The sequence below is a fragment of the Ruminiclostridium sufflavum DSM 19573 genome, assembly GCF_003208175.1.
In the GTDB taxonomy this organism is placed as follows: Bacteria; Bacillota; Clostridia; order Acetivibrionales; family DSM-1351; genus Ruminiclostridium; species Ruminiclostridium sufflavum.
Window position 1 is genome coordinate 321,187 of sequence record NZ_QKMR01000001.1, and the last position, 23,395, is coordinate 344,581.

General features: G+C 39.2%; 20 protein-coding genes. 9 read left to right on the forward strand and 11 right to left on the reverse strand.

Annotated features, from left to right (window positions below; all coding sequences use genetic code 11):
• Window positions 1-24 precede the first annotated feature (24 nt).
• A complete protein-coding gene (locus LY28_RS01280) occupies window positions 25-1,842 on the forward strand; it encodes a sensor histidine kinase (protein WP_110460348.1) in 1,818 nt (605 codons plus the stop codon).
• A 103-nt stretch (window positions 1,843-1,945) separates the two neighbouring features.
• Window positions 1,946-2,323, forward strand: a complete 378-nt coding sequence (locus tag LY28_RS01285) for a fascin domain-containing protein (protein ID WP_110460349.1) — start codon at window positions 1,946-1,948, stop codon at window positions 2,321-2,323.
• 156 nt (window positions 2,324-2,479) lie between these two features.
• On the opposite strand, the gene LY28_RS01290 is transcribed toward LY28_RS01285, so the two are convergent.
• Window positions 2,480-4,498, reverse strand: coding sequence for a glycoside hydrolase family 11 protein (locus LY28_RS01290; protein ID WP_110460350.1), 2,019 nt, complete (start codon window positions 4,496-4,498; stop codon window positions 2,480-2,482).
• Between the two features lie 647 nt (window positions 4,499-5,145).
• On the opposite strand from LY28_RS01290, the gene LY28_RS01295 reads away from it, so the two are divergent.
• Complete coding sequence (locus LY28_RS01295) at window positions 5,146-5,418, forward strand: hypothetical protein (protein ID WP_110460351.1); 273 nt, start codon at window positions 5,146-5,148, stop codon at window positions 5,416-5,418.
• A 198-nt stretch (window positions 5,419-5,616) separates the two neighbouring features.
• On the opposite strand, the gene LY28_RS01300 is transcribed toward LY28_RS01295, so the two are convergent.
• The 3 genes from LY28_RS01300 to LY28_RS01310 form a co-directional block, all read right to left on the reverse strand.
• The gene (locus tag LY28_RS01300; protein ID WP_110460352.1) at window positions 5,617-6,078 is read right to left on the reverse strand and encodes a hypothetical protein; all 462 of its coding nucleotides are present in this window, start codon (window positions 6,076-6,078) and stop codon (window positions 5,617-5,619) included.
• 484 nt (window positions 6,079-6,562) lie between these two features.
• Window positions 6,563-7,762, reverse strand: coding sequence for a cation:proton antiporter (locus LY28_RS01305; RefSeq protein ID WP_110460353.1), 1,200 nt, complete (start codon window positions 7,760-7,762; stop codon window positions 6,563-6,565).
• Window positions 7,750-8,253, reverse strand: a complete 504-nt coding sequence (locus LY28_RS01310; protein ID WP_110460354.1) for a cation:proton antiporter regulatory subunit — start codon at window positions 8,251-8,253, stop codon at window positions 7,750-7,752. Before LY28_RS01310 ends, LY28_RS01305 begins: the two co-directional genes overlap by 13 nt.
• Before the next feature lie 803 nt (window positions 8,254-9,056).
• Between LY28_RS01310 and LY28_RS01320 the strand changes: the two genes are divergently transcribed.
• The gene (locus LY28_RS01320) at window positions 9,057-9,926 is read left to right on the forward strand and encodes a helix-turn-helix transcriptional regulator (RefSeq protein WP_110460356.1); all 870 of its coding nucleotides are present in this window, start codon (window positions 9,057-9,059) and stop codon (window positions 9,924-9,926) included.
• Window positions 9,927-10,004: 78 nt separating this feature from the next.
• Here LY28_RS01320 and LY28_RS01325 read toward each other — a convergent pair whose 3' ends face one another.
• The 5 genes from LY28_RS01325 to LY28_RS01345 all read right to left on the reverse strand — a co-directional run bounded on the left by LY28_RS01325 (window position 10,005) and on the right by LY28_RS01345 (window position 15,546).
• A complete protein-coding gene (locus LY28_RS01325) occupies window positions 10,005-11,165 on the reverse strand; it encodes a sugar ABC transporter substrate-binding protein (RefSeq protein ID WP_110460357.1) in 1,161 nt (386 codons plus the stop codon).
• Between the two features lie 61 nt (window positions 11,166-11,226).
• Window positions 11,227-12,204, reverse strand: coding sequence for an ABC transporter permease (locus tag LY28_RS01330; protein ID WP_165835459.1), 978 nt, complete (start codon window positions 12,202-12,204; stop codon window positions 11,227-11,229).
• A gap of 91 nt (window positions 12,205-12,295) precedes the next feature.
• Window positions 12,296-13,795, reverse strand: coding sequence for a sugar ABC transporter ATP-binding protein (locus LY28_RS01335; RefSeq protein ID WP_110460359.1), 1,500 nt, complete (start codon window positions 13,793-13,795; stop codon window positions 12,296-12,298).
• Window positions 13,796-14,096: 301 nt separating this feature from the next.
• Window positions 14,097-14,264, reverse strand: coding sequence for an indolepyruvate ferredoxin oxidoreductase subunit alpha (locus LY28_RS01340; protein ID WP_110460360.1), 168 nt, complete (start codon window positions 14,262-14,264; stop codon window positions 14,097-14,099).
• Between the two features lie 31 nt (window positions 14,265-14,295).
• Window positions 14,296-15,546, reverse strand: a complete 1,251-nt coding sequence (locus tag LY28_RS01345; protein WP_110460361.1) for an oxidoreductase — start codon at window positions 15,544-15,546, stop codon at window positions 14,296-14,298.
• A 536-nt stretch (window positions 15,547-16,082) separates the two neighbouring features.
• Between LY28_RS01345 and LY28_RS01350 the strand changes: the two genes are divergently transcribed.
• The 5 genes from LY28_RS01350 (at window position 16,083) to LY28_RS01370 (ending at window position 21,235) form a co-directional block, all read left to right on the forward strand.
• On the forward strand, window positions 16,083-17,072 hold the full coding sequence (locus LY28_RS01350; RefSeq protein WP_110460362.1) for a sugar phosphate isomerase/epimerase family protein: 990 nt from the start codon (window positions 16,083-16,085) through the stop codon (window positions 17,070-17,072).
• A 12-nt stretch (window positions 17,073-17,084) separates the two neighbouring features.
• Entirely contained in the window at window positions 17,085-18,239 is a 1,155-nt protein-coding gene (locus tag LY28_RS01355; protein WP_110460363.1) for a Gfo/Idh/MocA family protein, read from the forward strand.
• A 57-nt stretch (window positions 18,240-18,296) separates the two neighbouring features.
• Entirely contained in the window at window positions 18,297-18,686 is a 390-nt protein-coding gene (locus tag LY28_RS01360) for an NPCBM/NEW2 domain-containing protein (RefSeq protein WP_165835460.1), read from the forward strand.
• 249 nt (window positions 18,687-18,935) lie between these two features.
• A complete protein-coding gene (locus LY28_RS01365) occupies window positions 18,936-19,298 on the forward strand; it encodes a BlaI/MecI/CopY family transcriptional regulator (protein WP_110460365.1) in 363 nt (120 codons plus the stop codon).
• A gap of 2 nt (window positions 19,299-19,300) precedes the next feature.
• On the forward strand, window positions 19,301-21,235 hold the full coding sequence (locus LY28_RS01370) for a M56 family metallopeptidase (RefSeq protein ID WP_110460366.1): 1,935 nt from the start codon (window positions 19,301-19,303) through the stop codon (window positions 21,233-21,235).
• Between the two features lie 145 nt (window positions 21,236-21,380).
• On the opposite strand, the gene LY28_RS01375 is transcribed toward LY28_RS01370, so the two are convergent.
• Together LY28_RS01375 and LY28_RS01380 are read right to left on the reverse strand one after the other, a co-directional pair.
• Window positions 21,381-22,580: an AGE family epimerase/isomerase gene (locus LY28_RS01375; RefSeq protein WP_110460367.1), complete on the reverse strand. Its 1,200-nt coding sequence runs from the start codon at window positions 22,578-22,580 to the stop codon at window positions 21,381-21,383.
• A 34-nt stretch (window positions 22,581-22,614) separates the two neighbouring features.
• On the reverse strand, window positions 22,615-23,334 hold the full coding sequence (locus LY28_RS01380) for a GntR family transcriptional regulator (RefSeq protein WP_110460368.1): 720 nt from the start codon (window positions 23,332-23,334) through the stop codon (window positions 22,615-22,617).
• Between the last annotated feature and the right edge of the window lie 61 nt (window positions 23,335-23,395).

Consider the following 23,395-nt stretch of genomic DNA (forward strand, 5'->3'; position numbering starts at 1 on the left):
GGGGGCTTTGGCAAGGAGGCTTGTATGTCAGGTGAGCCGATTAAAATTTCAATATATGCAGCATCTGTAGGAACTTTAATTGTTCTTTTATTTATTATATACAGAGTAAAGCATAAAAATCAGCTTCATTGGATTTGCTCTGCAAATGTGCTTCTCTCTCTTGCCTGGACAATACTCCAGATGACAAGAGATGTCTTTTGCTATACCTTTTTCGGAATTTTCACCACCGCAGAATCAATCCTTACTTTCTTTATGCCCTGTACCCTGCTTCTGCTTTCTATAACATTAATGAAGGACAGAATTAAACACACAGCTGTATATATTTTAATTTTTACACCTCCCGTAATAAGCAGCTTTTTATACCTCACCAGCAGCATACACAAGCTTTTTATTATAAGCAGAAGCTCTGACGCAATCGTTGCAGGGCCTTACTATTACATCCATTATACCTGGCAGATTGTATATCTCACTGTTTCAATTTTTTATGTCGTGTATTTCAGCTTGAAGTATACGGGACATCTGTCCAAACAAAATCTCCTTTTTATTATAGGCATTCTTGTTCCGATTCTTTTTGAATATGTCAGCTATTTCACTTATACAAAGGACTCAAGGATATCCTATCTTCCCGGCTGTCTTTACGCGTTAACCTATTCCTTTGCAGCCGTATGCCTTACTATTTCCATATACAAATATAACTTTATGGTCAGCATACCAATATCCACCAAGAGCATCGTGGATCACTTCAGCGACTCTTTTTTAGTTGTCGATTATAGAAATAATGTTCTGGAAATGAATCGTAACTTTAAAGAAAATTTTGGAAATTATATATATAGAGATAAAATAAACGTATTTGAAGTTCTGGATAACAACCTTTTTGAGGATTTCAACAAAAGGCTGGAGGAAAGCATAAAGCTCTCCAAAAGCAGCAAGCAAACCATTAAATTTGAATACCAATTCAAAATAAGAGTAAGAAAATATTTTAATATCGAAATAATTCCTATTTTTAAAAACAAGCGATTTATGGCTACGCTTGTCTTTCTTAAGGATATCAGCATTCATAAGCAATTACTTGAACTGAAAGAGGAAAATACTCTAAGACTCATTGAAAAAGAACGCTTAATTTCCTTAAATCAGCTAATAGGAGGCTTAGCACATAATATAAAATCTCCTCTTATGGCTTCCTCAGGAGGGATTTCCGTTCTGGAAAAAAATACGCACAAGATTGATGCTCTGTTGTCAGAGTTAAATATATATTCTAAATCACCCGAATTTATAACTACAATAAATGATATGAAGAAATGGGAAAATCAGATAAAACAGTATTTGATTTATATATCTGATATTGTCTCGGCAGTAAAAGACCAGACAACCAGCATGAACAGCCCTGAAAATGCCGGCTTTACAGTTGAGAAGCTTCTTAATCAGGTTACCGTTCTAATGGAATTCGAGCTTAAAAAAGCAAAATGTGTTCTCAATAAAAACCTCAAGGTAAGCCCGGACACCTTGATTAACGGCAATATAACCGCGCTTACACAAATACTGGATAATATTGTCATAAACTCAATTCAATCCTACGGCAATAACGGAGGTTTTATAAACTTAACCGTTGAAAAAGATCCTAAGGGAATTGTTATTATAGTACAAGACAACGGCAGCGGAATCGCTCCTGAAATATTGCAGAAGCTTTTTGTTGAAATGGTTACAACAAAAGGAAGCGACGGCTCAGGATTAGGGCTGTATCTTGCCGGTATTGCCGTTAAAGGGCAATTTAACGGTTCAATTTACATTGATTCTGAATTAAATAAAGGAACCGAGGTTCATATATTTTTGCCTCTGGCATAAAAAATGCATTATTATGATTTTCTAGTCTTTGTTGACAATTCCATTATTTGAGTGATATATTAATTTTTGCTATAACAATTATATGTTGAGGAGGAAATATGGTATGGGACCAGTATTCAGAATAGCAATCAAGTCATCGGAGGGCAAATATTTATATCACAATTCTGACGGCAGTTTATCCTTTGAAAATTGTGACATCATGGAGCCGGAAGTACAATTTTATGCTCCTATAGGAACAAGTGTATTCCTACAGTCATACAAAAGAAATCTCATAAGTCTTGATAGCAATAATTCGCTTGTATTAACAGGAAACAACACATCAATAAGCGAAAACGAAATATTCAGCGCTGTATTTATAGGAGCAAATAAAGTAGCGGTAAGAGCAAGCAACGGAATGTTTGTTCATTCAGGCTTACTTTCCGCATGCAGTAACAGCATTAGTGATAATGAAATATTTGAAATTATTCATCTTTACATATAAGAGCTATTTTTAAAGACTTATTTTAAAAAAACAGTATTCCTTTCAGTTAATCATATTTACAAAAAGGACCTGTGTCAACAGACCTCTTATATGTCTATCAGCACAGGTTCTTTTTGAAATATGTATAAGCGTTCTATACTTCCGTTTTACATAAGCTTACGGAACAACTGTGTAAACCTTATCTGTAGGAGTGTTGACATCAACACCCTTGGCTTTGAACAGCTGGCTCAGTGTTACAAACTGGTAACCCTTGTTCTGAAGCGTAGGAATTATTATATCCAAGGCTTCAGGAGTAGGATGAGGCAGCGGCTGATTGTCATGCAGCAATATTATCGCGCCGTCCTGAGCTCCGTTTATGGCGCAGTCTGCTCTGGCCTGAGCTGTTGTAGCAGATCCTCCGCTCCAATCATTACATATAACACCCTGTACAAATATCAAATCAATCGCACTGTACATTGTCTGGCTGTATGCAAGATTTGGCGCGCGGAAAAACTTAGGGGTCTGCCCTGAATACTGCTTAATAGCAGCAGTAGTATTATCAATCTTAGTCTTGATATCAGATGCAGACATAGAGTTCATGCTGGAATAATCCCAAGAGTGATTGCCTATTTCATGGCCTCCGTCATTAACCCTTTTAATAACAGCTGCTGTCGAAGAGCTGATGTTTTGTCCGATCATCATAAATGTTGCTTTTACGCCATATTTGTCAAGCTTGTCAAGTACCAATGGCGTTAAAGTCGCACTGGGACCGTCATCGAAAGTCAAAGCAATAAGCTTCTTAGTCGGATCCACAGGTGTGTCACCTCCGTCTCCGCCACCTACTGTTATCGTTCCCAATTGGATAATTCCTAAAAGATGCTGTTTTATCTTGGCAAAATCCAGAGAATCCATTGAACCGTTCTGGTCAACATCACCGGCAGCAGGCAAAGAATCCTTCAAGCCCAACAAATACTGCTTGTATATGGCATAGTCAAGAGCATCTACAGCACCGCTTCCATCAACATCACCAAGCAATATTGTCTCACCCGTACCCGGATCAGGATTAGTAGCACCATCCTTGCTGAAAGAGAAGGAACCAATATTAACCGGTCCGCTAAAGCAAAGGTACAAATCCTTTACACCTGAAACACCGCTGACAGTAGTGGATAAATCCTTGTAAGTATCCCAGCCTCCTGTAGCAGGTACAGTCAGAGAACCAATAATTGTACCGGTCGAGCTGCCGGTTCTTACTTGAATAGTTGTACTGGAGCTGTTGCCGTTAGCAACATGAGCTTTAAAGGAAGCTGCGCCGGTTCCGAAATTGATATTTTTATATGCAAGATAATTGCCGTTTTCAATATACCCTACACCATTTCCTGAATCCGTTCCTATTTTTTCAACAGTTGAAGAATTGGTATCATTATAGCTTGATGAATCTATTGCTGTAAAAGCACTTTTTTCATCAACCGGATCTGGATCTGGATCCGGATCTGGAGTAGTTGAGCCGCCTACATCAATTGTCATTTTAGTCATATTAGCTTGACCGCTGCTCTGATATCCCTCAACAACCATAGAAACCTCGTACATTTTCCCCATTTGCATTCCTTTAGCTTCCCACGCTTTAAAGTGGTCACTGACGGTTATTGTTCCGCTGGTACGCTTCTGCTGACGAACACTCCAATATTGTTCAAAGGTTGTATTACCCTTGATTGAAGGCTGATTTACACGAGTAGTCTGGTATAAATCATACACAGCACCATCAACGGTAATTGTGCCCTTGGATGTTGATCCTGGTGGCCTCCAGCTCCCCCAACTATCTACAATGTAATATTCTACAAGCGGACTACTGGTCCACCCATAGACAGACAAATATGAATTTCCTGATGGCTGGTAGTCACATGTGTAATTTACCTTTATGGACCCAAGCTGCTGCCAGGTCTTGGTCTCATCGTATTTCTTACCTGTACGGAATAACGCATTATTGATATTACTCCATGAGCAGTTGAACGCACCGCCGCCGTTAAGCGTCATGCTTGTGGTTCCGCTGTCTTTCCACAGCTCATAGTCGTAGCCGTCAATTTTACCGGTTGCATTTCCGGTAAGCGTTGTTGCTGCCTGTACGTCTAAGCCAATTCCAGCCAAAATGATGGTAAAACACATTAGCACCGAAAACATTACCATCAACTTTTTGTTCATTTTCGCACTCTCCCCTCTTTATATTTTTTGTAGCGGAATATGCTACAAAAGTAACATATTCTACCATATTCTAGCATATTCTAGCATATTTCACAACACGTTTCACAGCAAAACTCACAATAAGTTTCACAATTATTTACTGTTTTTTTGTTTAAATTTCACAGACACAAAATTTAATATTGTAAGACAGCGATGATTGCCGTAATGGAACTGCTTTAATTACTGATAAAACCAGTAATTTATGTAGATATACTTATTTTTAAAAACTGCCACTTTAGCAGTATAAATCCTAATAGCGGCAGTTCATAGTTATCTTTCGTGATTGTTTTCATCAGAGGTTCCAGTGAAGCTGCAGATGCTTCATAGCTGCTTGAATAGCTTAGGTATAAATATTAAAAAGAGAGCTTAGTGCAAGCTTTATGAATATATTAATATATTACTAAACTTGGTAATTATTGTCAATAACTCTTTTCACTTTCTTTATTCTTTTGATTTTAAATAAAAACCTTATCTTACAATGAAATTAAAATCACAGCAGACTAAAACTGTAAAAAGTTTGATTGTTACTATCTCATGAATGATATAAAATCAAATTGTCAAATAATTAACATACTTATCAGATAATAATATTTAAAGGAGTGATTGTTATGAAATTAGAATTAGATGTTTATAGTTCAATTTGCGAAACAAAAACCTTTGTGATAAATGGTATAAAAGCAAGCTATAAGGATTTCGGCAGAAAAATTGATACTCAGCCTGATAAAAGCAGACCTAATGCTTGCGGTAATATGACATTTGAATCCTTTGCACCCGCACAGCAGATTCTGGATAAATACGGCATATCCTCCAAGGAATACAATAACATTTGCATATTGCTGAGGAGTTGTATATCCTTCGGTGTCTGCAGGCAATGCGTATAAATCAAATATCGCTTTTACACTCCCTATATTGCATATGGATTTTTTCGTCTGCGTGCTATATAAGGAGTATTTTTTTAATAAAGTATGGTTACAGCCGCCTGTGGCTCACAACATAAAAGCTGGCTTGCAAGACTCTCTCACTCGGCTTTTGCCGGAATTGCCAATGCTTTTGCAAGGCTCGTCAACATGTAAATTCCCTTATTGGGTTATATCCAATTTTTCTTTTTCTTTATCAAGGATATCCACGCACATTTTGAAAATTACTTTCTTTCTCTTGTCATTCCTTTGTTCTGTTGAGGAAAGGTCTATTAAACACAATAGAAACCCCAGCCCTCCAAAAAACAACATATAGACAACTATCGCACTTACCCCTAATTCAATCAAAGAAATCAGAATAAATATGAAAGCCAAGCCTGAAACAGTCATTGCAGAAACTCCATTTTCATTTGCTATGGTATCATTCCCGCCCAAGTTCTCAACCTCAGAGGACAGGGTGATTTTAAGCTTGCTGTGCTCATCCTGCTCAATCCTGTTAGTATACATGAACAGCTGTAATTTCACCATAACCCTGTCGTGAAGATATGATAAATCAGTTATATTTTCTTTGCTTAATGCTTCAAGCGAAGCCTTTAATTCAGAATAACAGCTTGTCAAGTCCATATCAAACTCCAAATATATATTTTATCAACTCAATCACTACCGGCTAAAAAACCGATTATATCAGCCGATAGCTTGGGCTTGAGGCTAAAGCCTCCTGAAGTCAAAGAACAAATTCAAACCCAAACTGCGTTTAGAATCAGCTTAAAAGCAAAAACTGTCTGACCTAAAAATTATAATCCTTCTTCCGGCTGAAAAGACCGATAGTTTTAAGGCTAAAATCTCTTTGAAACAAATAAGCTAAGATTTTTACTAAATATAGCAAACTCCTATATTTAAATAAAATTTAAAATGCTTGTGAAGGAAACACAATTACAGCTCTAATAGTATTATCGGAATATCCTGAATATATTTTATGGGAAAATGTAAAAAGTTTAACATTTCCAAAAAGCTTTTCGCTCTCCATATATCTTCCCAATAACTCCTGACACGTGAAAAAGCCACAAGACAGTGTGTCCTATGGCTTTTTCTATATTTTAACCTTTTATTATATTTCTTCCTTACGCCGAATTCTTAACTTTTGTATTATCTTATAAATAAAAGCAGATTCCTTGGCAAGCATCGGGCCGGTAATTGCCAGTATAAGTACATAAACCACGGCAAAGGACTGGATAACCGGCAAAAGCCCTCCCGCCTTTCCCATATTCGCCATAATAATAGAAAATTCTCCTCTGGATACCAGTGTCAGACCTATATTAGCTCTGGCCTTGCCATTAATACCGGCTACCCGTCCGGCAATCGTTCCGGAAATCATATTGCCTCCGATTGTAAACGCAGCTGCTATTACAGCCAGCCAAACCGCACCACCCAAAGAAAGGGGATCAATAGTCAACCCAAAGCTGAAGAAAAAGATAGCTCCAAAAAAGTCCTTGAACGGCAGTATATTGTGTTCAATCCTGTTTGAATGCACCGACTCTGCAAGCACAAGCCCCACCAGCAATGCACCAATAGCTTCTGCCACATGCAGCGACTCAGAAAACCCTGCTATCAGGAACAAAAGTGCCATTACAATAAGAAGAAATAGCTCGGTGGACTGAATATTTAAAAATTTATCCAAATACTTGATTAATCTTTTTCCGGCAAATAACATAAATAATATGAAAAGAATAGAAACAGCCGCTGTTGATAAGATTCCCCATAAAGAGCTTGATTCGCTTAAAAGCAATCCTGATAATATTGATATGTGTATTGCAATAAATAAATCGTCAAACATGATCATTCCCATAATTATTTCTGTCTCACGATTGGCGGTTCTCTTGAGATCCATCAATACCTTTGCAACAATGGCTGTTGACGAGCTTGTCATAATACCGCATATCACCATCGTTTCCTTTATTGGAAGATCTCCTATCCAGCCTATAAGTAAACCGGTTGAAAAATTTATCAGTATATAAAATAAACCTCCGGTCAAAATTGACTTACCTGATTTGACAAACCGTGATACGGAAAATTCCATACCAAGATTAAAAAGCAGAAACAGAACACCGAGGCGTCCCATAAATTCTATAAATACCGAGCTTTCTATGAATCTGAAATCCAAAATCCCAAAATGGGGGGCATGAGGTCCCACCGCCATTCCAATCAAAATATAAAACGGAATAACAGAAAACCTCAGCTTTTTGGATATCAGGCCCACCGTAGCGATTAAGCCAACCGCCAGACCAATTTCAAAAATCAGATTGTGCATCCTAACCTCCCGTCTTTAATATACTGTTTAAAAATTTGCAGGCTTTTCCTATCTCCTGTGACAATCAAGGTAGAATCAGGACTAAACCGATAGTCGGGGCTGGGATTGACATTTTTGCTGTGATTTTTTTCTATAACTGCGAGTATGGTAATACCGGTGCATTGCCTAACCTTCATCTCTGCAATTGTTTTTCCTATACAAGAAAAATCATTATCTATCTTGTACCATTCTATAATCATATCCTCCATCACAACATTGATAGTCTCAAGTGCCTTGGGCTGGTATGCCATTCCGCCTACAATCCCTGCCAGCTGCCTTGCTTCATCGTCATCCAGACTGACCACCGAAGCACTGTCATCCTCTCCATGATAAAAATGATATAGCTCTCTCCGGCCATCGTCATGTATAATAACAACAATTTTGTCCCCACCGGAGACCTCTAATTCAAATTTCTTCCCAATCCCGGGTAAATCTAATTCTCTGACTTTCATATCATCTTCCTCCAAATATCTGTTCACAATGTACATTTGCCATTCAGGTTTCAATAGAACATCAGCATGGCATCCAATATATCCATAGTAAATCCTATGTCTATATATTTTATGAGTTACACTTTAATAGTTTCCTTCATGTGCTTTATAATATTGAAAAATCTATATTTAAAGATACCCACATGATTATTAAGCTATTCATCCCGTAATATCTGTTGTTAAGCACACCGATAATACATTTCGCTGTTTAGCTGAGTTTTTCACTTTAGATCAAACCGGATAAAAAGAATAACAGTATACAAGCAGAACGCTTGTTAAAACTACTCTTCCTCAGTAGATAAGAATACAAGCTGCATTTGTCACAAGCTTATTTTAACTTATTTTCCTCTGATTTTCAAGGTTTTTTATTCAATTTATCAAATTAATATTTACTATCTGCTATTATCGCGATAAATCGCCGTTTATTACAGCAACTCTCAATTTAAAGAAATCTGCCTCCCCTTTTCCCCTTCTGTATTTTCTGCTGCTTCATATTTTATAAACATCCTTTTGCCGGATTTTTTGCTTATAGAAATATATGCGGCAGCACCCTTCCGGCGTGTAGCTGTTCAGACCCAAATCCCGCTAAAAGCATCACATCTTTGCAAAAAATTGTCTGTGCTTTTTTATGTTAATTATGATATAATTTCAACAAATATTTATAAATTTCTTAGAAACTTATCAGCATATGTTATAACTGATTGCAGTTTAAGCATTTATTCTCACTTTTATTCAAATAAAATATACAAAGGTGGTAGCATTTTATGAATGTAAAATCTTCAGCAAACAGTGAATGGGTATTTACTCCTGATATTTTCAGCAGCCATATTCTTGATGATGCTTCTTTATTATCCTCCTCATCTGAATTGTTTAAATTGATTGTTGATATAATTCAAGATGGCATCAGTGTTTTAGATCCTACATTAACCATTAAATATGCAAATACCGCAATGAATCATTGGTACTCCACAGATTCTGAACCGGACTCCGAAAAATGCTACAAGCGTTACCACGGCCTGAGCACTCCTTGCGAGGTATGCCCTTGTATAAAGGTTCTTGAAACAAAGAAACCCCAAATGGAGGTAGTAAGATATCAATTAGACAATAAGGACCTCGGATGGCAGCAGCTTTTTGCCATCCCCCTTCTGAACAGGGATAATGAAATAATTCTGATTATTGAGTATGTTCGTGACATTACATTAAGAAAAATTGCAGAGGATAATTTTCGTGATCTTGAGCAGCAAAAGAATCTCTTGGTGGATACCTTGAAAAATCGTGAGCACAGTAAATATGAATTAGAAAAAATTATTATTAACAATATTGAACGTTATGTAAAGCCTTCATTAAATTATCTTAAGAAGGTAGTAAAGGAAGAGGATATACATATGGTAACGGGAATTATTGATGAAATCATATTTCCGCTGACAAAAACCCGTCCTTCGCAGATAATTACGCTGACTCCCAGGGAATTGCAGGTAGCTTCTCTAATTAAACAGGATTGTCCAAGTAAACAAATTGCGGACAGATTGTGTATAACCAAGAAAGCAGTGGACTACCACCGTGCCAATATCAGAAAAAAATTGCAATTGAAGCGTGAAGATAATTTGCAGGTCTATCTGGAAACACATTTGTAAGAACATTTCCCTATAAATATTATTGCAAGAGTCCTTACCGCCATTTACGCAATGGCGGTAAGGGCTCTTGTTCTTTCGCTATTTGCTTTTAGCACCATTCAGGTCCAGCATATCACTCCAATCCGGATCTGTCGGTCCTGTATCTTCCATCTGCATAATATCAATGCCTGTTTTCCCCGACTTTACCAGCTCGAAATATTTTTGGGAATCCAGCCATGGAAGTATTGAAGCACTTGCAGCATTGTCCTTATTAATGGGAACATATATATTCTTCAAATATACAGGATATGTTTTACCTTCAAATTTGGACTTTACCTGCTGGAATACCATCTCGGCTTCACTTGAGGGCGGAATTGACACTGTTGCCGTTACTGTTCCTTCCTTGATTTGCTCAACTGTCGTTTCTTTTCCGTTTATCGCAAACACAGGGTATGTTTTGCCGGTGCTCTTTATTGCCTTCAGTACACCATCCATCATTGCCTCATTGTGAACGTAGACCATATCAAATTTCCCGCCGGTTTTTGATATGGCATCCTGCATCACTGTTTGTGCCTTATCTGTCATAAAACCGCCTGTCTGGTTGTAAACAATATTCTCGTCAAAAACCTGCTTGGGTGTTTTTCCCCATGCCTTGGCAAGTGCATCAAGAAAGCCCAATCTATGAAGCTCCGCAATAGCCTGTCCGTAGCCGCCTTCAACAGTTACAATTTTGGCATCCGCCTTGAACTGTTTACCGACAAGTACACCTATCTCATATCCTCCTTCATACCAAGGACCGGATACGCAGCCATCCGGTTTTCCAGGGCCATCAGGATCAGGAATAGATGTTATGTAAAAAATAGGAATACCTGCTTTATTAGCCATTTCGCCCGCTTTCGAGCCCGTTGATGAATTCACCGTACATAGAATTATTGCATCAACCTTCTTTGCCACCATATCCTGAACATTATTTGTTTCCTTTTTAGGATCATAGTCTGATGTTGTTTTTGTTACTGTCCAGCCCTCTTCCTCGGCAAGCGCCTCAAAAACCTCATAGCCCTTCTGATAATATATATCAGAGCCTGCAAGTATAAAGCCTATGTTCTTTCCTTTCTGCTCCGCCGAGCCGGCACTTCCGGATGCTGCCGAATTTGTTTCCTTTGTACTTTCTGCAGCAGTGCTTGCACCATTGCTTCCACAACCGGACGCGGCAGCTGCCAGCATAACAAGTGCCAAAATTAGAGCCAATCCTTTTTTCATTGTGATTTCCTCCTGTAAATTTTTATTTATTTTATGACTTCCATCATAAATTTAATTAAGCTCATGCCATCTTGTATCTCAAATTATTGGCCAATACAGCTACGACAATTATCCCACCGGTTACAACATACTGCCAGAATGCGGATACGCCGATAACATTTAAGGAGTTAGAAATTATACCCATCCAAATGGTACCCAGCAGTGTTCCTATTACGTTTCCCTTGCCGCCTGACAATGCGGTGCCGCCTACAACAGCAGAAGCGATTGCTCTCATCTCAAGATCTGTTCCAAGGTAAGGATTTCCGACCTCATTTCTTGAGAGCATTAAAATAGTAGCTAATGCAATTACTAATCCATTGATAACATAAATCAACAGCTTGAAATTTTTTACATTAATGCCGGCAAGAAAGGACGCTTCATCGTTGTCCCCTACCGCATACAGCCAGCGTCCGAATTTTGTATATCTGAGAAGAAGTGCAAAAATTATATATACTACTATCATTATGTATACCATAAGAGGCAGATTTAGGAACCTGATATTGGTGGCAAATCCGAACTTTCCGGGAATGGGGTACTCAGCACCATTTGTCGTTATCAATGCAAAGCCCTTATAAATAATCATTGCGCCCACCGATACAATAAACGGCTCCAGCGTGGTTCGCGATAGCAGCAAACCCATAAGGAAATTGCATCCCACACAAATCAGTATGCCAAGCAGGATAGCAACCGCAACTGAAGTACCGCCGCTAATCAGCCATGCCATAAAACATGCCGCGAAGGAAAGCAATGTGCCGACAGACAGGTCAATACCCCTTGATATCATTAAAATACACATCCCGACTGACAGAATGCCGGGAACAGCCAGCTGCTCAAGCACAATACTCAAATTGTAGCCGGTAGCAAAATTTGGAGCAATTATTGAACAGATTATTATGTATACAATTAAACCTAAAAGTAAAAAAATATTATCATTTGAGAACAATCTTTTTTTTATAGACTGATTTACAAATGCAGATTCCTGAATTTTACTATTGCTCATATTTATGTCCATGCCCCGCATCTTGTGCAGAACTCCATTAAAGCACCGGCATGGACCCGGTCCCCCTTTTTATTTAATTTATTTAAGTTCCTTAAGCTTTACATCCTCCCAGCGCATATGACAGTATTGTCTCTGAATCGGCATCCTCTTTTGAAAGCTCTGCAAGAATGCCGCCATCTTTCATAACCATTACCCTGTCACTCATTGCAATAACCTCCGGCATGTCCGAGGATATCATAATGATGGATTTACCCTGCTTGCACAGCTCAACCATCACTTTGTAAATTTCCTCCTTAGCGCCGATATCCACTCCTCGTGTCGGCTCATCAAAAATATAAATATTACCGTTTGAATGAAACCATTTTGATAAAATTATTTTCTGCTGATTCCCTCCTGACAGGAAACGCACCTGCTGTTCAGGACCCTTGCATTTTATGTTTAGCTTGCTGATGTACTCACAACAGGTCTCTTTGTCATAATCCGGATGCATAAATCCCACAGGATATTTTGCCGAATGTGCCAAAACAGTGTTAAGGGAGTTTTTTTGCTTTGTAAATAGCCCCGTGAGCTGTCTGTCTTCGGTTATCATGCATAAACCCGCCTTTATTGCATCTCTTGGTGTCTTAAACCTGACTGTTTGCCCTTCTATGTTGATTTCACCTGCTTCGGGAATTTTTCTGCCAAACAACAGCTCTGCCATTTCTGTGCGGCCTGCGCCTACCAAGCCTGCAAAGCCTAATATCTCACCCCTTCGAAGAGTGAAGGATATGTCCCTGACTCCCTTGCCCGAAAGCTTCCTTACCTCCATAACAGGGTCACCTATTTCAGCTGCCTCCCTGCTGTAAAACATAGAAGCATCCCGTCCTACCATATCCCTTATTATTGAAGCCTCGTCAATTTGTTCTCTGCTGTATGTCCTTATTTTTCTGCCATCGCGTATTACCGTCACTTTATCAGCTATTCGGAATACTTCCTCGAGATGATGAGAGATATAAATAATACCGACCCCCTTTTCCTTAAGGGATGTGATAACACCCATCAGCTGTTCTATTTCATGGCTTCCGAAGGATGCAGTCGGTTCATCCATAATAATGATCTTGGCTTCATGTACAAATGCCTTTGCAATTTCAACAAATTTTTGCTGTGCAGTTCCTAGCATTCTTACAGGCATTTTGGGATCCAAGCCTGTTACGCCAATCTTGGCCAAGACATCAAGAGTCTCCTTGTACATCCGTTTGCGGTCCAATATAATTTTATTGGTTACTTCTTTTCCAATAAAAAGATTTTCCATAATACTCATATTCTGCATAAGAGTATGTTCCTGGTATATCGTTTGAATACCCAATTTCATACACAATGCCGGATTAAGCTTTCCATGCAGAGAATTTCCGTTTATGCTTATTTCTCCGCTGTCTCTTTGATGTGCGCCTGCCAGAATTTTAATGAACGTGGATTTTCCCGCCCCGTTTTCTCCGCATAAGCAATGAACCTCTCCCTCATATACCTTAAAATCAAAATCGGAAAATACAGTTACTCCGGAGAATTGTTTGGATATTCCTTTAATATCAAGTAAGCATCTTTTTTCAGGCATTAATTGATTGCCCCCTTTTCTATCGGAATTACCGATAAAAATTTCTCTTTTTCTTCATGTATTTCATGCCTAAAATGCACAATTAATTTAAAAAAAGGCATAAGACGACCAGATATGGCAGGTTTGAGTTTAGTGATACAAATCTCCAATGGGGTCAATCTTATGCCTTAATACAAAAAACAAAATATTACAGGCAATACATGTTTACATAAAATCTATTCCCAATAAACAGTATAATTTTGCTGCTTTATGAAATACTATGGAATATATTTTAGCCGAACTTTTTTCTTGACATGTGTTACTATTCAGAAATCGTACTTACGGGACATTTAGACTCACATAGTCCGCAATCAATACATATTTCAGCATCGATTTTATATTGAGCTTCACCCTTTGATATTGCGCAGACAGGGCATTCAGACTCACATAAGCCGCAGGAAATGCAATCAGTGCCTATATGGTATGCCATTTCCTCACCACCTCTCAGGTTTTATGCAGAATCAGGTATGCTTTTCCTTTATATTGCCCTTTGTCTTAATCATACTTACATATTCATCTGTATACTTTTTGTCAAAGGTTGCACATCCGACCTTGTTCTGCTTAATCAGCATTTCCACACAATGATCGCAAAGTGTGCACCATCTTATTGATGCATCATCGTCTCTCTCCATCTTTGCAGGCAGATATGGATCTGCATAGGATTGACGTCCGATAGCTATAGCATCAACTATCCCATCACTGATATTCTTTTCTCCCCAGAAGCGAAGAGTATTCTTTTCCTTTTTAACTGCCTGAAAGCCTTTTCTGCCGTCTCTATAAATGGAATAGCCTGAGCCTATTACGGCTGTTTCCGGCTTCAGAGCATCACGACATACCTTTTGCAGGAAGAAATGTATGTATGCATAGTCAGGAGTACGTACGTCAGGGTGGGCCAAATCCAAGGTGATGGAAGGCGAGCCTGCAGACTGCAATATGAAGTTTGCACCATGGGCCTCCAGAGTTTTTATCAGATCTATTGATTCAGTAAGCTCCATACATGCGCTGTCGGCATTCAGTGTACCGCAGCCGCCGGGGAAGCCTTCATAAATTGAAATCTTTGAACCTATTATAAAATTAAGATCCGGAACTGCTGCGCGTACGCCGTCATAGATATTAACTGCAAACTGTTTACGGTTTTCCCAGCTGCCGCCATACTTCCAGTTTTCTTTATTATAAGGCCTTAAAATCTGAGAGCCCAGATAACCGTGGCAGAGCTTGAGGTCTACTCCGTCAGCTCCTGCTTCGTAAGCATATTTGGAAGCTTGAATATACAATGCAATTACTTCGTCTATTTCCTTTTCTCCAACAAGCTCTGCATCCTCATAGCCCGGTAGAGGCTCCTTTGTAACACGTATTCTTTTTGAAAATTCAGGATTGCTTATCTCACCTGAATGCGTAATCTGGAATAGCAAAAGAGTTTCAGGGTTAATTTTTTTAAGGTGTGCCACAAACTTCTTTAACGCAGGTATATTATGCTCTCTTATTGAAAGTTGATCTTTGCGTGATCTGTGATCATATTGTGGAGTAATAGCCTCTAGAACGACAATGCCGGCTTTCCCCTCAAACAGCCTTTCGTAACGGGCATAGGTATCAGGACTTGGATCTCCGTTGGGCAAAGCATCACAGCATTCCATAGCATTGATTACTATACGGTTTGGAGCTACTCTGTTACCGATATTCAAGGGTTTAAAAAGTGGACTTGATTTACTCATTTTATATAACACTCCTTTAAATTATTTTTTCTGATGTGAATTAACTCATCGGATGCTTTTAGTTTAAACCATATAGCAAAAAGAACAACGCCTATAAAATCACTGTATAATACTAAGGAAAACCTAGTGTTTATTTAAGGCTTGCAAAATTGAATAAGTCAATTACTATCGGCTGAAAAGCCGATTCCATCGGTCGATAGTTTGGGTTTGAGGCTAAAGCCTCCTGAAGTACAAGCCCTAAAACCCAAACCGTTGAAACATTCAAACAAATGCTTGAAAGCATATGTTCGCCTGGAAGGCGAAGGTTTCAGCCGTAATTGACTTTATGAATGGGAAATCGCTTCGGATATCCCTTGAGAGCTCGGATACCGAATATTTTTGCATCAAATTATTATATTGAATATTTTAGCACGGGTATAGAAGATACTAGGTTTATATTAGCATTTATCAAGTATTTTTCAGGAATTATTAACGGCTTATTTGCAATATATAATTAAGCTGTTAATAATATTTTAATAATTCATAGGAGGCATATTATGGGCAGAACAGTAACATTATTTACAGGTCAGTGGGCAGATTTGGAATTTGACATTATGTGTCAGAAAGCTAGGGAAATGGGCTATGAGGGCTTGGAAATAGCATGCTGGGGCAATCATTTGAATCCGGCAAGGGCAGCACAGGATGATGCTTATGTTCAATACATTCTTGATACCTTGAAAAAATACGATTTGAAATGTGAGGCCATCGGAGCACATATTATCGGCCAATGTGTCGGAGACGGCCCCGATGTACGAATCAATAATTTTGCTCCCAAGGAATATTGGAATAAACCTGAGGAAATCCGCAAATGGGCGGCACAGGAAATGAAGTATTGCGCAATTGCAGCAAAACGTATAGGGGCAAAGGTTGTTACAGGCTTTACAGGATCCCCTATATGGAAATATATATATTCCTTTCCTCAGACTACCGAAGAGATGGTTGAAGAAGGTTTTGATGAAATTGTACGCTTGTGGACTCCAATACTGGACGTTTTTAAGGAAAATGGAATTAAATTTGCCTTGGAGGTTCATCCCGGTGAGATTGCATTTGATTACTATACTACCCAAAAAATTCTGCTGAAATTTTCCGACAGAGAAGAATTCGGTCTTAATTTTGACCCCAGCCACCTGATATGGCAGGGAATAAAGCCTCATATCTTCCTTAATGATTTTATACACAGAGTATACCATGTGCATATGAAGGATGCTGCTGTTACACTGGACGGGAAAGCAAGCCTGCTGGGTTCACATATTGATTTCGGTGATTTAAGAAGAGGCTGGAATTTCCGTTCCTTAGGACACGGCGATGTAAATTTTGAAGAAATAATCAGGGTATTAAACAGATACGATTATCAGGGACCCTTGTCAGTAGAATGGGAGGACAGCGGTATGGAAAGAGAATACGGAGGAGCACAGGCAGCTGAATTTGTTAAAAAAGTTGACTTTGCACCCTCAAATGTAAAATTTGATGATGCAATTAAAAGCTAAGGAGGTTATAACATGAAACGAAGCATTGTACGCTATGGCATGGTGGGAGGAAGCTTAAATTCCTTTATCGGAAGAGTTCATAAAAACGCTCTTAATTTTGAAATCAGTGCAGAACTTGTTGCCGGAAGCTTCAGTTCAAATATGTCAAGCAGTCTGGATACCGGAAATTATTATAGTCTGGCATCAGACAGAGTTTATTCGGATTATAGGGAGATGGCCGCAAGGGAAAGTCTAAGGGATGATAAAATAGATTTTGTTTGCATTGTTACACCGAATTCAACACATTATGAAATTGCAAGGGAATTTTTGCTTCAGGATATTAACGTTGTCTGTGAAAAGCCTTTATGCGCCGACATCGGTCAGGCAGAAGAATTACAAAAGCTTGCAAATGAAAGAGGGCTGCTGTTTGCCGTAACTTATACCTATTCCGGTTACGGAATGGTAAAACAGGCAAGGCAGCTTATAGCGGAGGGTAAAATAGGTAAGGTTATTAACGTAAATGCAGAATACCTTCAGGAATGGCTTATAGACTCAATAGGAAGCAATGCTTCCCAAACCGCTAAGCTATCAGGCTGGAGAACCAATCCTGATGTTGCAGGTATATCAAACTGTGTCGGGGATATCGGAACTCATATTGAAAACACTGTGGCATATATGACCGGTTTGAAAATCAAGCGCGTTGCCGCAAAGCTGGATTACTTCAATCAGCCTTTGGATCTGAATGCCAATATGCTGATTGACTTTGATAACGGAGCCAGCGGTGTTTATTCATGCTCGCAGGTTGCTGTGGGCTACGCAAACGGGCTGACCGTAAGGATTTTCGGGACTAACGGTGCAATCGAATGGAGACAGGAGCAGCCTAACCAGCTCAAGGTCACACTAAAAGGGCAGCCATCAGCTGTTTATGAAAGAGGCACCGGATATATAACCGGCAGAGCCGCACAATTGAACCGTATACCCAGCGGGCATCCGGAAGGCTATTATGAAGCCTTTGCAAATGTTTACAAAACTTATTTGGGTGCTGTTCTCAAAAAGATTAACGGAGAAAGCCCAACTCCGGAAGACCTGGATTTTCCAAAGATATGCGACGGAGTTGAAGGGGTGAGGTTTATACATGCCGCGGTAAAAAGTTCAAGGAATGCGTCCATGTGGACTGATGTTTTATAGTTTATTGGAAAGCATGACACTACCACTCCTGCTGCATGGCTAGAAGATATTGACTATTTGGATTGTTTAGGCTCGTGGTATACGGCTCCGGAAAAATGGAAAGGTAAAGACAATACCGGTATCGTATATGAACACGGAATTTATGCTCATTCGGAAAAACAGGATACAGGGTCTATAGAATATTTATTAAATCAAAAATATTCTATAATAAAAGGTAAAATTGTACTTGCCGATGATTCTAAAAACAGGATTTCAGATATGGTCATAAAGATTTACGGCGATGGTGAATTGCTGTATACATCAAATGTATTAACAGCAGGCATGCTGCCGCAGCAATTCAATCTTGACACAGCAGGAGTAATTAAGTTAAATATAAAGTATGAAAAGTTGACCTCCACCGACTACGGAATAGGTTTTGGCATAGTTGATTGCGGTTTTTACGAATAAACTATTTCTTGACGGTCCGCAGCTTAGTTACTTTCGTACGGCATGAGAAAAACAACCTCAAAAAAAGCCTGATAAAATCAGGCTTTTTTTGATAAAGCTGCAAGTTATGTAAATACAGCTGCCGGACACTTCCTTGTCAGACTATAAAACTCTTAGCAAAACTTATTCTGTAAGCTGTTGACATGTCGGTCTATATGTTGTAGACTTAAAGCATCAGGTCGATATGCGATAGACCAAGGAGGTTATTGTATGAATGATTATACCCTTGCCAAGGGGGAAGCAAAATTTGCAGACTTAATATGGAGACAGGAGCCTGTCGGATCCGGTGAACTGGTAAAGCTGTGCGAAAGAGAAATGGGCTGGAAAAAGTCCACCACATATACGGTTTTGAAAAAGCTATGCAAAAGAGGCATTTTTCAGAATGAAAACACCGTTGTTTCAGCCCTGATAAAAAAGGATGAGTTTTATGCAAGGAAAAGCAGGTACTTTGTCGAAGATACCTTCGGAGGATCACTCCCAAAATTTTTAACAGCTTTTATCGGAAGTAAAAGCCTCACCAACCTCCAAGCTGAGGAGCTGAAGAAACTGATTGACGAGTATAAGGAGGGATAACCTTGGAGAAACTGTTTTTTTCCATTTTGAATATGAGCATTACGGCAAGCTACGTTATTATTTTTGTAATACTTGTCCGGCTGCTTCTCAGAAAGGCACCAAAAGTCATTTCATACGCTTTGTGGAGTGTCGTGGCCTTTAGGCTTATCTGTCCTTTCTCCTTTGAGAGCCTGTTCAGCCTTTTACCCGCAAGCACCGCACCGATTCCTCAGAACCTTGCTTATGAGCAGAACCCCCGAATCAGCAGCGGTATTGCCGCCATTGATACGTATGTAAACAGTTCCTTGCTCTCCCCCTCTCCGGCAGCAAGCGCAAATCCCCTGCAAATATATGCTCAGATAGGCTCAGCTATCTGGCTATCAGGGATTGCGGCAATATTGCTTTACAGCATTGTATCCGTACTGGTCTTAAAAAGACAGCTTAAAGGTGCAAAGCATATTGAGCGAAATATCTATGAGGCTGGTAGCCTGAAAACACCCTTTGTACTTGGAATTCTCAGTCCAAGGATTTACATTCCATCAGGATTAACAGCGGAAGAAAAAAGCCATATCATCAGACATGAGCAAGCGCACATCCGCAGATTCGATTATATTGTAAAGCCGTTTGCTTTTTTTGTTTTAAGCATCCATTGGTTTAATCCGCTGGCATGGCTTGCTTTTATACTGATGAGTTCGGATATGGAGCTTTCCTGTGACGAAAAGGTTATACAGGAAATGGGCATTGAAATCAAGAAGGCCTATTCCGCATCACTTCTGTCGCTTGCGTCAGGTAAGCATATCATAAACGGAAGTCCTCTTGCCTTTGGCGAGGGCAATGTCCGTATCCGGATCAAAAATGTGCTGAATTATAAAAAACCTGCGTTTTGGCTTGTAATAGTTGCAGCAGTTACCGTTACGGCTGTCGGCATCGGGCTTGCAGTCAATCCGAAAGCAAGCGCGGCAGGTGAAAAAGATTATGCCAAAGAAATATATCAATACAGAACACAATATGTGGGCGATAACAGCAAGGTTGCCGGCATAGCTGATAAGCTTACGGTACCGGATACATTGACCCGCACACAGATCCGGCTGCTTACAGACAATCCTCCCTATGGAGTTGAGATAACCTACAATACGACATCTGAGGCAAGAGAAGCCTTTTCCGATGCAGACAGCCAGTCTGCTTTTGATAAGAATGCCATTTTAATGTTTGCCTTAATTAAAAATACAGATTATGTTAACTTTATTTTAACTGATGGAAAAAATGAATTGCCGATTTACAGGACAAGGACTTGGGCAAACAGTAATGCCGGAACAGATGTATGGGAAAGCTCGGCTACATTTGAAAGCTTTACTTCCCTTTACTCTGAAATAAACAACAGGTTTTCAAATGAATACAAGAAACAAAAACAGCCTGTTAATCTTTTCAACTTGGTAATAGCTGAAAATACTGTAACACTTTCTAATGGTAAGATTGTTTCTGTACGGCTCGTAATGACGGATGGAGAATATTTCGATGAAGAATATGCCGGTGCGGGAGGCGGCACCTATCCTGAAAATTATCAGGGCAGCTATGAAATACAGATTCTGAATTCTGACGGAAAGCTTATATCCAAGAAAAACTTCGAGAATGAAGGTCAGCCTGCAAACTTTGCAGGAAGGTTTAATCTGCTGTTTGATGATTATAATAATGACAAAAACCCTGACTTTTCAATTGGGCAGTGGGGATCAAGCAGCATGAATATCTACTGGCTGTATACAATTATGCCGGATGGGACGGTGAAAAATATAATAAGTGAAGCCTTTGCCCATTCCAGTCATGCTTTCTCCGTTAAATTTGATAAGGATAAGGCTTCCGGTTTCTATGCGCAGTTTTATAACAACGCAATAGGCGAAACATTAACAACTCATTATGTATGGGATAAAAGCAAAAACAGCTTTTATAAAAATACTCCGTAAAATATTATGTCAGATGCCATCGGTCAATCCCGCCTCCCGCAATTCAGGAACTTAAAAAGGAGTACCCAAAAACTATACCGGCTACTCCTTTTTAATCTTCCCTGTTTTGGCAAGCTTCCTACGTTTAATAAAAGGTAGGCAAAATTTATTGAATAGCTTCAAACATACTAATTATTTTTACCATTGATCTGGCCAGATGAAAGGCACATTTCCACTTTGTACCTTTGTCCGATACCTTCACGCTGCCGTCTCTATGCAGCCTTTCATACCATTCTCCGTATTTCGGATCAAAGAAATGCTTCTGACAATACTCGTGCAGTTCTTCAAACATTTTAAGATATTTCTTATCCCCAGATAAGGCATATGCCGTTGCAAAGCTGCACAAGGATTCGCAGTTTACCCACCATACCTTATCGTCCCACAATGAGTTTGTCTCTCTGTGCCAATCCAGAGGAACAGGTTCCTGCCCGGTAGCGTCAAGATACGAAAAGATACCGCCATATTGCTTGTCATAACCTATATTGTAAGTCCATTCCACAATCTCCAATGCCCTTTTTATATCTTTATCGTTCTTCCTTCTGGCTGCGGTCTCCATACAAAACCACATTGACTCCAAGGAATGTCCCGGATTTATAAAGCTCCCTTCCGGCTCCAGATCTATGCCTCCATCCCTCGTAACAGCTTCAAATACCATTTTATATTCATCGCGGGCAAAAGAATACAGAATCTTTTTAAGACAATTATCTTCAAATTCAGTTGTCCTGCCTTCAGGCAAAACCTGCGATGCTATCCCTGCCGTATTAAGTGCGGTCAGATACAGATCATGCCAAATAAACTTCGGACTCCACGTATTCTCATACAGGTCTTTAAACAACGGATCGTTTACATTTATTTCCATAGCATTATATGTTTCCGTTAATATCCGCATACCATCAGGGTCTTTACAATCCGTAGCCAGCATATACTCTGCCAAACCCTGTAACACATGGAAATCTGAATAAATTGAGTTTGTACCGGTAATTACATTGCCGGCTCTATCAAGCTGAAAGTTCCAACGTCCATTACCTGCATATGCTTTTTCTACAAGAAATTTATAACCCCATTCTGCCATCTCCAGCCATTTCCCTTTTCTCTCAATCTTGTTGAAGGCCAAAGAGAAAGTATAAAGCTGCCTGCCCTGAAACCATATATATTTGTTTTTGTCAGTTATATTCCCTTCCCTGTCAAAGCATGTGATATAGCCCCCGCATTCACTGTCAATACATCGTTCTTCCCAGAAAGGCATAATATCGTTTACCAACTGATTCCTATAAAAGTCAGCATACTTTTCAGCAATGTTTGTCATTATTAACTCCTTTACCTACGACATATTTTACCTGTTACCTTAGGGCTACCTTGTATTTATACATATCGCCCCTTATAATACTCATGCAATACTCAATTACCTTGCCCTGAGATTTAGTAGTTCTCTCCAGCATTAAGGCAGCGGAGTGATTCTTTACTTTCAGATACAAAGAAACCTCAGGGTCTGTAAGTACAGCACCAAACGTTTCATCAGCTTCATCTGGCACCACACCGCAGATATCCTTAAATGAATTGTATAATCCATACCTTTCCACATAATCTCTTGTAAGCTGCTTAGCAACATCACACGGAATATACGATGTTTCTACGGCAAACGGTTCCTTGTTAGCCAGTCTAAGCCGCTTGATAGAAAACACATCGCTGCCCTGGTCTATGCTCAAAATTTGTGATATAGACTCATTACTCTCAAGAATCTGAAAATAAATAATATTAGTACTTGGTATTGCACCCAGCTTGCGTATCTCTTCACTGAAGCTGTAAAACCCATCAAGACGCTGTTCATATTTCAGCGTTGCAACGTATGTGCCTTTGCCCTGCTTCCTATGAACATAGCCTTCATTCTCTAATTCCTTGAGGGCTTGCCTTACTGTCATCCTACTTATATTAAACATTTCACATAATTCTCTCTCAGTGGGAATCTTCATGCCAACAGGCCATTCATCAGTCTTTATTTTATTTATTATTATATCCTTCAACTGATAATAGAGTGAAATAGGAGACTTCTCATCCAACATAAAACCACCTCTTTAGAATTATAATATATCATTTAATACAATTATACAATTATTAAAGAAA